This window comes from Streptomyces sp. NPDC058773 (assembly GCF_042746015.1).
GTDB lineage: Bacteria > Actinomycetota > Actinomycetes > Streptomycetales > Streptomycetaceae > Streptomyces.
This window is the reverse complement of sequence record NZ_JBHYPE010000063.1, coordinates 22,667-35,117: the sequence shown is the minus strand read 5'-3', so window position 1 is coordinate 35,117 and position 12,451 is coordinate 22,667. Positions and strand designations below refer to the sequence as shown.

General features: G+C 72.0%; 10 protein-coding genes and 1 pseudogene. 9 read left to right on the top strand and 2 right to left on the bottom strand.

All coding sequences use genetic code 11. The features are described 5' to 3' along the window. Window positions 1-396: 396 nt before the first annotated feature. The 5 genes and pseudogenes from ACFW5B_RS32685 to ACFW5B_RS32665 form a co-directional block, all read left to right on the top strand. Window positions 397-624, top strand: a complete 228-nt coding sequence (locus tag ACFW5B_RS32685; RefSeq protein WP_386447800.1) for a hypothetical protein — start codon at window positions 397-399, stop codon at window positions 622-624. Between the two features lie 115 nt (window positions 625-739). Then, complete coding sequence (locus ACFW5B_RS32680) at window positions 740-916, top strand: hypothetical protein (protein ID WP_386447797.1); 177 nt, start codon at window positions 740-742, stop codon at window positions 914-916. A gap of 258 nt (window positions 917-1,174) precedes the next feature. Further along, on the top strand, window positions 1,175-2,695 hold the full coding sequence (locus ACFW5B_RS32675) for an AlkA N-terminal domain-containing protein (protein ID WP_386447794.1): 1,521 nt from the start codon (window positions 1,175-1,177) through the stop codon (window positions 2,693-2,695). Beyond that, window positions 2,692-3,204 carry a methylated-DNA--[protein]-cysteine S-methyltransferase gene (locus tag ACFW5B_RS32670; RefSeq protein WP_386447791.1) on the top strand — a complete coding sequence of 171 codons (513 nt, stop codon included), beginning with the start codon at window positions 2,692-2,694 and terminating at the stop codon, window positions 3,202-3,204. The genes ACFW5B_RS32675 and ACFW5B_RS32670 overlap by 4 nt, the downstream gene beginning before the upstream one ends. Window positions 3,205-3,354: 150 nt before the next feature. Further along, window positions 3,355-3,473 (top strand): annotated as a pseudogene (locus ACFW5B_RS32665) (2OG-Fe(II) oxygenase); the annotation flags it as partial. 44 nt (window positions 3,474-3,517) lie between these two features. Here the strand turns inward: ACFW5B_RS32665 and ACFW5B_RS32660 are convergent. Beyond that, complete coding sequence (locus tag ACFW5B_RS32660; protein ID WP_386447788.1) at window positions 3,518-4,282, bottom strand: SDR family oxidoreductase; 765 nt, start codon at window positions 4,280-4,282, stop codon at window positions 3,518-3,520. A 199-nt stretch (window positions 4,283-4,481) separates the two neighbouring features. After that, a complete protein-coding gene (locus tag ACFW5B_RS32655; protein ID WP_386447785.1) occupies window positions 4,482-5,465 on the bottom strand; it encodes a ScbA/BarX family gamma-butyrolactone biosynthesis protein in 984 nt (327 codons plus the stop codon). A gap of 175 nt (window positions 5,466-5,640) precedes the next feature. On the opposite strand from ACFW5B_RS32655, the gene ACFW5B_RS32650 reads away from it, so the two are divergent. The 4 genes from ACFW5B_RS32650 (at window position 5,641) to ACFW5B_RS32635 (ending at window position 12,421) form a co-directional block, all read left to right on the top strand. After that, entirely contained in the window at window positions 5,641-6,327 is a 687-nt protein-coding gene (locus tag ACFW5B_RS32650; RefSeq protein WP_386447782.1) for a ScbR family autoregulator-binding transcription factor, read from the top strand. Between the two features lie 713 nt (window positions 6,328-7,040). Further along, window positions 7,041-9,689: an MFS transporter gene (locus tag ACFW5B_RS32645; protein WP_386447779.1), complete on the top strand. Its 2,649-nt coding sequence runs from the start codon at window positions 7,041-7,043 to the stop codon at window positions 9,687-9,689. A 626-nt stretch (window positions 9,690-10,315) separates the two neighbouring features. After that, window positions 10,316-11,047, top strand: coding sequence for a DUF4232 domain-containing protein (locus ACFW5B_RS32640; RefSeq protein ID WP_386447776.1), 732 nt, complete (start codon window positions 10,316-10,318; stop codon window positions 11,045-11,047). Window positions 11,048-11,332: 285 nt separating this feature from the next. Continuing rightward, window positions 11,333-12,421 (top strand): hydrogenase expression protein HypE, encoded by a 1,089-nt coding sequence (locus ACFW5B_RS32635; RefSeq protein WP_386447773.1) that lies wholly within the window; start codon window positions 11,333-11,335, stop codon window positions 12,419-12,421. Window positions 12,422-12,451: the final 30 nt, after the last annotated feature.

Below are 12,451 nucleotides of genomic sequence, written 5' to 3'. Positions count from 1 at the left end.
CGCCCTCCGCGCACAAGGCGACGGACACCTCGACCACTCCGCCCTCCTCCGCGGCGTCGAACGCCTCTCCGGCCACACCACCCAAAGCTGAGCCGAGGGCCGAGGGCCGAGGGCCGAGGGCCGGGGCCGGGGGCTGGGGTGGGCGTGCGGGGCACGGGAGGCGTGACGGCCCTCACGTCTGCGCGGGGAACGCACCGCCATTGTTCACCGTTCAAATGGGTGTGGGTGTTACGGCACCCCACCCGAGCCGCCCCGGCCGGCGTCCCCCCGTCCGGCCGGGGCTTCCTCATGTCCGCCCGCCCCGTCGCGGCGCACGGTGTGGCCGTCGTGTGCGGGAGTGACGCTCACGGCGGCTGCCGAAATGCGCGAGTGCGGAGCCCGGCGCACGCTGGAGGCATGTCCGAGCATCCGCCTGTCATCGTGCACCCGCCGACGCCCTCCGGTGGCCGACGGGTGACCGTGCGTGGGCAGATCGTCGGGCTGGCCCATGGCCGTGGCGATGTGGCCGAATTCCTTCGCCGCGCGGGCGTGGCCGGCGCCGCCGGGAACATCGCGCTGGACGACCCCCGCCTCGTCGAATGGCGCGGTGGTTCGCTCGACGACTGGCCGATGCCGCCGGCCTGAGGGTGCCGGGGCCCGTGGCCGTCTCTCGGTGCCGCACGGCCGGGGGGATACGCTGAAGACCGGTGCCACGAAGGCCGCCGGTGATGAAGTGGTTGCAGGGGAGCGGGAGTACGGCGTGAGCGACGGCGGGGACAGCGGCCACAGCGACGACAGCTCCGACAGCGGGCCCTCGGTGCTCGGCCACGGCAGGTCGGGGAGTTCTCTGGACCTGGGTGTCCTGCGGCGGGCGATGCGCTGGGAGACGTTCGCGCTGCTCGCGCTCCTGGTGATCCTCGCGGCGGTGGCGTCGTAAGCCCGGGGGAGTCGTAGGGGCCGCAGGAGTTGTCCGGCGGGTTCGGTGAACGGCCCAATGCCCTGAACTCAGGTAATTCCCCTGGGAGTTCAGGGCCGCGGCGCGGGAGGGGCGCGCCCACACCTTGTGCGGCGAGCTGATCCGTACAACGGTGCTGCGCAGCCCACACCACCCTCCGAAGGCCCCCGAAGCCCCCGGAACGCCCCGTCCGATTTCCGCCAGCGCCGCCGTCCGGACTGCTGCACAGTGGACTCTGTGATGAACGAGGACAGCAGGTACGAGGCGGTGCGCAGCCGGGACGCCAGATTCGACGGCGCCTTCTTCTTCGCGGTGTCCACCACCGGGATCTACTGTCGGCCGAGTTGCCCCGCCACCACGCCCCGACGCCGGAACGTCGCCTTCTTCCCGACCTCCGCGGCCGCCCAGGGCTCCGGTTTCCGTGCCTGCCGGCGCTGCCGCCCCGATGCCGTACCGGGTTCGGCGGAGTGGAATGCCCGTGCGGACGTCGTCGGGCGGGCGATGCGGCTGATCGGCGAGGGCGTGGTCGACCGCGAGGGCGTCTCCGGGCTGGCGGCCCGGCTCGGCTACAGCACCCGGCAGGTCCAGCGCCAGCTGACCGCCGAGCTGGGCGCCGGCCCCGTGGCCCTGGCGCGGGCGCAGCGGGCCCACACCGCCCGGGTCCTGCTGCAGACCACCGGGCTGCAGGCGGCCGAGATCGCCTTCGCGGCGGGCTTCGCCAGCGTGCGGCAGTTCAACGACACCATCAAGGAGATCTACGCCCTCACCCCGAGCGGGCTGCGCGCCGCCCGCCCCGGCAAGGGGACCCGCTTCGGCCCGGTGGCGCCGCCCGGTACGGCCGGGGTGCTGCCGCTGCGGCTGGCCTTCCGCAGCCCGTATGCGGCGCGGCAGCTCTTCGACCACCTCCAGCAGCGCGCGATCACCGGTGTCGAGGAGGTCAGCGGCCCGCCCGGTGCCCGGATCTACCGGCGCACTCTGCGGCTGCCGCACGGCACCGGGATCGCCGAGGTCGACGAGGCGGCCGGCGACGGCTGGCTGGACTGCCGGCTGCACCTGACCGAGCTGCGGGATCTCACCACCGCGAGCCAGCGGGTGCGCCGCCTCTTCGATCTGGACGCCGACCCGTACGCGGTCGCCGAGCGGCTCGGTGCGGATGCCGTCCTGGCGCGGCTGGTGGACCGGCATCCCGGGCTGCGTTCCCCGGGTGCCGCCGCCACGGACGAGCTCGCCGTCCGTGCCGTGCTCGGCCGGCAGGTCTCACTCGCGGCCGGCCGGGAGCTCGGCGGGGCCCTGGTCGCCGCCCATGGCGAACCGCTGCCGACGCCCTCCGGTGCGCTCACCCACCTCTTCCCCCGCATCGACGACCTGGCGGAGGCTCCCCTCACCGAACTCGGGATACCCGCGTCACGGCGGGCGGCGCTGCGCACCCTGAGCGCCGCACTCGCAGACGGCACGGTCGTCCTGGACGCCGGAGCCGACCGCGACGCGGCGGAACGCGCGCTCCTCGGGCTGCGCGGCATCGGCCCGTGGACCGCCGGCTACATCCGGATGCGCGCCCTCGGCGACCCCGATGTCCTGCTGGCCGACGATGTGGCCGTACTGGCCGGGCTGCGCCGGGCCGGAGCCCCGACGGCCGGTCTGCCGGAGCGGGCCGACGCCTGGCGCCCCTGGCGCTCGTACGCCATGCACCACCTCTGGAACGCGCCGGCCACCGAGCCGGCGAACCCCCGCCCCACCACCACGGAAAGCACCCGACCATGACGCTCTACACCACCGTTGACAGCCCGCTGGGTGAACTCCTGCTGGTGGGCGAGGAATCGGCCACCGCGCCGGGCGGCACCTCGCTCGCTTCGCTGTCCGTACCCGGGCAGAAGGGCGGGGCGACCGTCCGGGACGACTGGACGTACGACTCCGCAGCCTTCACCGCCATCGCCGATCAGCTCCGCGCCTACTTCGACGGCAAGCTGACCCATTTCGGTATCGCCTGCGCCCCCACCCGGGGCACGGAATTCCAGCGGCGTGTGTGGCAGGCGCTGGAGGCCATTCCGTACGGCACCACGACCACGTACGGGCGGATCGCCGCCGACATCGGTGCGGCCCGGGGCGCGGTGCGCGCCATCGGGACGGCGATCGGCGCGAACCCGCTGCTCATCGTCCGGCCCTGCCACCGGGTGATCGCCGCGGACGGTTCCCTCTCGGGGTACGCGGGCGGGCCCGTACGCAAACGGCAGCTCCTCGGCCTCGAAGGCGCCCTGCCGGACGCTCGCTGAGCCGCCCGCGTGCGCCGGGCGCCGTCCCCACCCCACCCTCCGGAGCGCTCCATGACCACCACCACGACCACCCGGCGCCAGGCCCGTCCCGGCACGCCGGCCCGGCGCGTCGCGGCCGCCGACTGGACGGCGCCGGCCGGTGAACTCGACACCCGCGACCGCCCCGTGCGCTCCGCCGGCGGCTGGTCGGCCGGCCCGGTATGCCACGGGGTGAGCATCGTCCGCTCCGGCCGCGGCACTCCCTGGGCCTGGTCTTCCACGACGCCTGACGGTGTCGTGGCCGGTGCGGGCCCAGGGCGGATGCACGGCGGCGTCAGAGCATGGAGCCGCCGGTGACGTCGATGCGCTGGCCGGTGATCCAGCGGGAGTCGTCCGACGCGAGGAAGGCGGCGACATCGGCGACATCGGCCGGCGTCCCCAGGCGGTTGAAGACGGAGAGGGCGGCCAGTGCGGCGTGCGCCTCCGGCGTCGCCCGCATCGCCGCGTTCATGTCGGTCTCGATGAAGCCCGGTGCGAGGGTGTTCACCGTGATGCCCCGCGCACCGACCTCCTTCGCCAAGGTGAGGGTGAAGGTGTCCACCGCGCCCTTGGAGACGCCGTAGGCGATGGTCGAGGGGAACGCCGTACTCGTCACCGCCGACGAGACGTTGATGATGCGTCCGCCGTCCCGCATCCGGCGCAGCCCATGCTGGGCGACGAAGAACACGGCCTTGGTGTTGACCGCGAGGGTGCGGTCGAAGTCCTCGGGCGTCACCTCGTCGAGGTGCCCCGGAATGCTGATCGCCGCGTTGTTGACCAGGATGTCGAGACCGGGCTCGGCGCCGTACGCGGACAGTCCCTCGTCGAACGCCGCGTAGAGGGCCTCGGCATCACCGGGAACACCCAGCTCCGCACCGACTATGAAGGCCCGGCCGCCCGCGTCGATGATGCCCTCGGCCGTCTCCTTGGCCGCGGTGTCATTGCTGCCGTAGTGGACGGCGACCAGCGCGCCGTCGGCGGCGAGGCGCTGTGCGATGCCCCGGCCGATGCCCCGGCTGGATCCCGTCACCAGCGCGGTCTTTCCCTTGAGGTCACCCATGGTGGTCCGGCCTTTCACGTGCCTGCGGCGGGCATGGCGCCCCCGAGGACTGGCGATTGCTGTGGTGGTGCGGTCGCACCGGACCGGCCGGCCGTGCCCCAAGAGCCGCTCCCGCACGGGCGGGTGGCCGCTCGGTACGGCGGCGGCTCCGCGGAGCGCCTCGGCCGACGGTGAACGGTGCGATCTGAGAACGGGGTCGTCAGTCCCGTGGGTCCAGTGCCGTCAGGGTGGAGACGAACACCGGATTGCCGTCCTGCAGGCCGGTCACCTGCACCGTGGTGGTACAGGGCAGCGCCGACGGGACCCGGCGGGCCTCGATGACACAGGAGGTGCCGTGCTCGGCGTACCGGCGGAAAACGGTCCCGAAGGCGTACGGGACGAAGGCATCGGGCGAGGTGAGGGTGCGGGCGGCCTGCTGCGCCGCGTCGAGCAGCACCATGCCGGGGATGTGGTCGTTCGCCGGGTTCACGACCGCGGGGTGGCCGGGCGGGATGCGCAACAGCCAGCGGTCGGGCCGGGCGGTGGGGGAGAGCAGGACATCGCCGTCCTCGGCGCTGCCGGTCAGCCGGGCCGGAACGGGGGCGGGCAGAGCGCCGGGGGCGTGCCGCGCGGTCAGCCGTGAGCCGCGGAGCCGGCGGTAGACGGCGGGCGAGGTGACCGTGACGTCGGAGTGGCCGGTCGCGACGATCCGGCCCGCCTTGCGGATGGTCATGTCGAAGCGGCCACTGGCCAGCGTGCCGGCCCGCATACGCGTCCGGCTGCACACCACGTCGATGGTCAGCGCCGTGGGCCCGCTGCCCACCGCGAGATGCTCGGGGTGGGTGGTGTACACGAGGTCGCCCAGGATGAAGTGGTGGCCGAGCGGGACGCCGAGTTCGGCGTGGCAGAGCAGCAACCCGGCCTGGCGGATGGTCTCACCCGTGAGAATGAGATGGTGTCGCCCGCGATTGGGGGTGAAATACCCGTGATCGTGCGGCCACTGGGCGGTCAGCGAGAAATGCGTGTCATCGATTCGGCGCCATGAGGTGACCAGAATGTCGTCGGCGAGAGGGCGGTGTACGAACTCCCGGGTGACCCGGTCGCCATGGCGGCTCCGCGGGGCGGCGGCCCGGCCGCCGCCGGGGTGCAGCGGCTGGTGTGGAGACCTGGGCTGAACAGTGCTGACGTGCATCGTGTCGCTCATGGACTGCCCCCAGGCGTCGCTACGGGTTGAGGTACATCGCTGATAAGATACGTACCATCCGGTTTTATTTTCAATGCCGGGTCGACGAAAAGGGGAAAGTAGCTGATCCAGCGGCGACTTGAGCTGTAGCTAACTGTTGCGGAACGTTGAGACACTGAGAGACAGGAGGCGTCCTGTGGCACAACAGGACCGCGCGATTCGGACCCGGCGAGTGATCTTGGAGGCGGCCGCGTCGGTTTTCGACGAGCAGGGCTACGACCGCGCGACGATCGCCGAAGTCCTCGAGCGTGCCGGCGTGACGAAGGGCGCCTTGTACTTCCACTTCGCCTCCAAGGAACAGTTGGCGCTCGCGGTGATCGAGGAGCAGGTGGTCGACATCGCCGTGCAGCCGCAGACGATCAAGCTGCAGGAATTCGTCGACTCGGGCCAGGTGCTGGCCTTCCGGCTGCGCAGCGACCCGATCCAGCGGGGCGCCGCGCGACTGGCGGTCGAGCAGGGCTCCAATCACCTCGACCGCAAGCAGTCGATGCTGTCGTGGACCCGGTTCGTCGAGGGCTTGCTGAACGACGCCCGGACCCGCGGCGAAATCCTGGAGAGCATCGACGTACGGGAGACCGCCGAGCTGTTCGTCGGTGCCTTCGCCGGGCTGCAGATGATGTCGCAGGCCCTGACCAACCGGGCCGACCTCAGCCGCAGGCTGACCGTCTTCTTCGAGCACACCCTCCCCAGCATCGCGGTGCCCGCCATCCTCGCCAAGCTCGACCTCGGCTCGGAACGGGGCGCGCAACTCGACGCCGCCCTGCAGGGAAGGGTGTTGGCGGAGGACGTGGCCGAAGCCGACGCCGAAGTCGCCGTGAGGTGAATCCGTCCCGGGTGACGGCAGCCGGCCGGGTCCGGTCGGCCGGAGGATATTCCGGTGCATAACGACCGCTGAAAACATACCGCGCGCGCGGTGTTGAATGGTGAAGTGTGTGCACCTTGTGTGCGAGTCGTGCAGGTGAGAGGCGTCGCGGAAGTACCGCGGCGCCTCTCGCCGTTGAAGTGGCGGCGGTGTGCGGGGGCTGTGAACAGTGGCGGACGGATGCACACCGACCGGACTCGCGGGGGATTGTCGGTGGTGTGGTGTTCACTGGTCTCGGCGGGCTCGGAGGGCCCGCGTTCAGGACGCGTGGGGGAGGTCCGGTGTACGGGACGGGGGAGGGTCAAGTGCGCTGCGGCGTGAGGCAGATCACGGGCGCCGGGGCGAGATGCCGGGCCATCCGACGGAATAGGGCGCGGGGGAGAAGCGTTCGTCATGCACGTATCAGCCGTGCGCGGAGAACGCTCCAGTCGCTCCAGTCGTCAGCGGCCTGATCGTGCCAGTGCCCGTAGACGACGCCACCCTCTGACCGCTCTCCTCGACGACTCGACTCCCTTCAGCTGCCCCCTGGGCTCTGACACCCCTCGACACCTGCTGCGGCGCGGTGCCGCTCACTGCCGCTGAGTGCCCTTCGCCGTCCTCTGTCGCTCTCTCGGCCCCGCGCCGAAACCTGCTGACGACAGCCACCCACCTCTGCCGCCCTGGAGGCCACACGCATGAACCGGACGACGACGGACCAGCTCCCCGGAAGGACGGCGGGCGCCGCGGCGGTGCCCCCGCTCGCCGACCCGGCCGTGGGCGGGCGGCGGCGCAGAGCCCCCGGCGGCATCGTCCCGGTCCTCGCCTTCTCCGGCATCGTCGTCGCGGTGATGCAGACCCTGCTGGTGCCGGTCATCAAGGACCTGCCGCTGCTGCTCAGCACGGCGCCCAGCAACGCCACTTGGGTCATGACCGCCACCCTCTTGGCCGGTGCGGTGTCGACCCCCATCATGGGGCGCCTCGGCGATCTGTACGGCAAGCGGCGGATGCTGCTGACGAGCCTCGCGGTCATGGTGGTCGGCTCGTTGGTCTGTGGCTTCACCAGTGACCTCATCGTCATGATCGTGGGCCGGGCGCTACAGGGCTTTGCCATGGGCGCGATACCCCTCGGCATCGGCATCATGCGCGACGAGCTGCCGCGTGACCGGCTCGGCTCGGCCATGGGCCTGATGAGCTCATCGATCGGTGTCGGCGGTGGGCTCGCCCTGCCCGCTGCGGCCCTGGTCGCCCAACACGCCGACTGGCACGCCCTGTTCTTCGGCGCCGCCGGGCTCGGGGTGCTGTCGATGGCGCTCACCCTCCTCGTCGTCCCCGAGACCGCCGTACGGGCCCGGGGCCGCTTCGACCTGGCGGGCGCCCTCGGACTGTCGGCCGGTCTGGTGGCGCTGCTGCTGCCCCTCACCAAGGGCAGCGACTGGGGCTGGGGTTCTCCGACCACCCTCACGCTCTTCGGTGTTGCGGTCCTGATCCTGGTGCTGTGGGGCGTGCTGGAGCTGCGGATCGCCGATCCGCTGGTCGACCTGCGGACCACCGCACGCCGTGAGGTGCTGCTGACCAACCTCGCCTCGATCACGGTCGGGGTGGCGTTCTACGCGATCTCCCTGGTGCTGCCACAGCTGCTGCAGCTGCCCACCTCGACCGGCTACGGCCTGGGCCAGTCGATGGTGGTGGCCGGGCTGTGCATGGCGCCGCTGGGCCTGACGATGATGCTCGTCGCCCCGCTGTACGCGCGGATCGCGGCCCGGCGCGGGCCCAAGGTCTCGCTGCTGCTCGGCATGCTGGTCATCGCGATCGGCTACGGCGCGGGCCTCGGCCTGATGACCGCCCCCTGGCAGACCGTCATCATCGCGGTGGTCATCGGCGCCGGCATCGGCCTGGCGTACTCCTCACTGCCCGCACTGATCATCGGCGCCGTCGACGCCTCGGAGACCGGCGCGGCCAACGGCCTGAACACCCTGATGCGCTCCATCGGCACCTCGGCCTCCAGTGCCGTGATCGGCATGGTGCTGGCCCGTATGTCCGAGCGGGTGGGACCGGTCACGGTGCCCACGATGACCGGCTTCCGGGTCTCCTTCCTCATCGCCACGGCCGCGGTCCTCATCGGCGCCGCCCTGGCCTCCTTCCTGCCGTCCCAGCGGAAGGCCTCCCGCCCGGCCTTGGTCGCGGAGGGCACCGACCGCGCGGCGGACGCCGCCGACACCGACGGTGCCGACGGTGCGCGGGGTGCGGCGCGCCCGGTGGCCACGCCGACGGCTCCGGCCGCTGCGGCTCTGCCCGTACCCGCTACCCCGGCCGCAGCGACCGTGACAGCCGCGACGGCCGAAGTGGCGAACGCAGTCGAACCGGCCGCACCGACAGGGAAGATGGCCCGCCTCGTGAAGCCGGCACCGTCCTGGGCGCAGCAGCCGGTCACCGAACGCCCCGAGGCCCTCGCGACGGCCACCTCCGACACGCGGACCACACCCGCTATGACGACCACGCCCGCTATGACGACCACGCCCGGCGCGACGACCAAGCCCAATACGGCTACCAAGCCCCCCACGTCCGTCGCCGCCGGTTTCCGGGGCCGGGTGGTGGGCCCCTCCGGCAATCCGGTCCCCGGCGCGAGCATCACCCTGATCGACCGGCAAGGCGGCCAAGCGGGCGTCACCACGGCTGACGCCGACGGCCACTACGCGGTCAACGCCCCTGCCCCCGGCACCTACGTCCTCACGGCTGGCGCGCCCGGCCACACCCCGCACGCGGCCTCCGCCACGATCCGCGGCACCGGCACCGCGACCCGGGTCGACCTGGTCCTCACCGGCCCCGGCCGGCTGGGTGGCACCCTGCTCGGCGGCACCGAAGGCGCCCCGCTGGCCGCCGGGAGCATCGTCGTCACCGACGCCGAGGGCGCGGTGGTGGCCCGTACGACATCCGGCGCCGACGGAAGCTGGGACGTCCCCCAACTGCCGCCCGGCCAATACACCCTGGTCCTCAGCGCCGCCGGCCACCAGCCGCAGGCCCGCGCCGTGGAGCTGTCCGGCGGCGCACCGGAACGCCAGGCCGCCCGCCTGCGGCCGGCGGCCACCGTCCGCGGCACGGTACGGGGCCCGAACGGACTGCCAGTCGCCGACGCCGCGGTGACCCTCGTCGAGGACGGCGTGGTCGCCGGACACACCGTCACCGGACCGGATGGTGCCTACGCCTTCGCCGATCTGAGCGGCGGCCCCCACTACACCCTCACCGCGGCCGGCTACCCGCCGCAGGCCACCCCGATATCCCTCACCGCCGGCGCCGACGAAACCCTGGATCTGGCCCTGGCCCAGCACTCGACGGCCACCGGCTGACGCACTCCGGCCGGAGCAATGGCCGGCACGGACGAGAGGGCGGCCGGGCTGCCACCGCTGCCGAAGCGCCCTCGGTGTCAGCCCGGCCGACTGCGCCCCCGAGCCTTCGACAGCAGCTGCATGTCGCCACCGTTCCCACTCCCAGCGGGTCAGCAGCAGTGGCGCAGGCGGCGTCACCTCCCGTGACCCACCCCGGTTCCGTGCATCGGCGTACCCGTCCCGGGCCGGGGCGATCGCGCCGTCTACGGCGATCCGTTGTCCGGCCCGCCGAACGCCGGTGGCGGCCGGGGACACGGGAAGTAGCGGCTCCGCTCTTCCACGGAGCACCGGGGCCGGTGGGCCCGTGGGGACCCGTGGGACCGGTGATCTCGGTCAGCGGAACGGCTGAACCCGGCGGTGCCGGATCCGCAAATCGGGAATTTTCTGCGAGTCTGAGCGGCGCGCCCAGATTCCGGCTGGTCACACCGGTTGCCGGGGTTTTCGGCGTGGCGAGCCCACCAGCTCGTTAGTGGTGTGTTAGTGCCTCGTTAGCGGACCGGCAGTACACAGAGCCACGCTGGAACGAGCAACGGACGGACCGCACCCCTACTACCAGAGCTCGCACCTACCAGACGAGGGGGACACTTATGTCGCTCACCTTCAAGACGCTCGGCCGCGGTCGTCGGGTCGCCGCCGGATCGCTGATCGCTGTCGCGGCGCTTGCGCTCACCGCCTGCGAGGGCGGCCCGGACGCCGCTTCCGGCCCCTCGTCGGCCGCCGCATCCGCCACGTCCCACAACCAGCAGAGCGGCGGCTCCTCGTCCCACGGCAGTGCGGAGCCGTCCGGCGCGAAGGAACAGTCCGCGGGCGGTCAGCGGCCGTCGGGGAAGGCGGCCGCCTCTCCCGGCGGTAAGCCGACCGGCAAGGCGCCGAGCGCCGCCGAGGCCCACACCTCCGGCGAGGCGACCTCGGACCGCTGCACCGCTGCCCATATGTCGCTGCGCCTGGGCACCCCCGATGCCGGCGCGGGCAACATCCACTACCCCCTCGTCTTCACGAACAAGGGCAAGAAGGCCTGTTCGCTGCGCGGCTTCCCGGGGGTCTCGCTGATCAACCGGGACGGCTCGCCGGTCGGCAAGCCCGCCACCCGCCAGGGCGGCGCCGGCGCCGTCGTCCGGCTCCAGCCGGGACAGAGCGCCCACGCCCTGCTGCACACCGTCAACGAGGGTGTCTCGGACACCCCGTGCTGGGCCAAGTCGCAGATCGTCTTCGTCTACCCGCCCGGCTCCAAGGAAGCGATGACCACCGGCAGCCGCGGATTGCGGGTGTGCGGCGGACGGTTCGACGTGTCCGCGGTGGAGGCCGGTGCCCTGGGCTGACGGCCGGGTCCGCGGACCCGCGAGAAGGACAAAGGGCAGCGGCGGGACGCCACCGCCACAGCAGCACGCCCCCGGCGCACCGTGTGCCGGGGGCGTGCGGCATGCCGGGACGGGCGGGCGGTGGTGACCCTCCGTGGGGTGCCGGCGGCCACGGATCGGACGCTCGGGTGGTTGTCACCGCAACGGCCCCCGGTGACCGCCCCATGTCTCCGGATCGGTGTTACCAAGGTGGATGGAAGCCTTGAATGAGCGCTTTCGTTGCATATCTGCCTAGGAGACATCCCCATGTCTGCAGCATCGAGCGTGGCCGACAAGGCCGCTGCGAACGGAAAGCCGTCCGCCGAGGACGAGTCCCCGATCCACATTCTCTGGATCAACGCCGGCCTGAGCTGTGATGGCGACTCGGTGTCGCTCACCGCCGCGACGCAGCCGAGCATTGAGGAGATCGCGCTCAGTGTGCTGCCGGGGCTGCCCAAGATCGCCGTGCACTGGCCGCTGATCGATTTCGAATGCGGACCGGTGCAGGGCGCGGACACCTTCATCGAGTGGTTCTTCAAGGGCGAACGTGGCGAAATCGACCCGTTCGTGCTGGTCATCGAGGGGTCCATCCCCAACGAGTCCATCAAGCCGGAGGGCTACTGGTGCGGCTTCGGTGACAACCCGGAGACCGGCCAGCCGATTACCACCAGTGAGTGGATCGACCGGCTCGCACCCAAGGCGCTCGCCGTGGTGGCGATCGGTACCTGTGCCACGTACGGCGGTATCCATGCGATGTCGGGCAACCCGACCGGCGCCATGGGCGTGCCCGACTACCTGGGCTGGGACTGGACGTCCAAGGCCGGGATCCCGATCGTCTGTGTGCCGGGCTGCCCGATCCAGCCGGACAACTTCGCGGAGACGCTGACCTATCTGCTCTACCAGGCGACGGGCGCGGCTCCGATGATTCCGCTGGACGACCAGCTGCGGCCCACCTGGCTCTTCGGGGAGACCGTGCACGAGGGCTGCGACCGGGCCGGCTACTACGAGCAGGGCCAGTTCGCCACCTCGTACGACTCGCCCAAGTGTCTGGTGAAGCTCGGATGCTGGGGTCCCGTGGTCAAATGCAACGTGCCCAAGCGGGGCTGGATGGACGGCATCGGCGGCTGTCCGAACGTCGGCGGTGTCTGTATCGCCTGCACCATGCCCGGCTTCCCCGACAAGTTCATGCCGTTCATGGACGAGCCGCCCGGCGGCAAGATCTCCAGCAGCGCCAGCGCCGCGTACGGCAGCGTCGTCCGCCGACTGCGCGGCATCACGGCCAGGACCGTCGACCACGAGCCCAAGTGGCGCCACCGCGGCGACCAACTGACCACCGGCTACCGGAAACCGTGGTGAGCACACCCCGCCCGTAGCCTCCGGCATCCC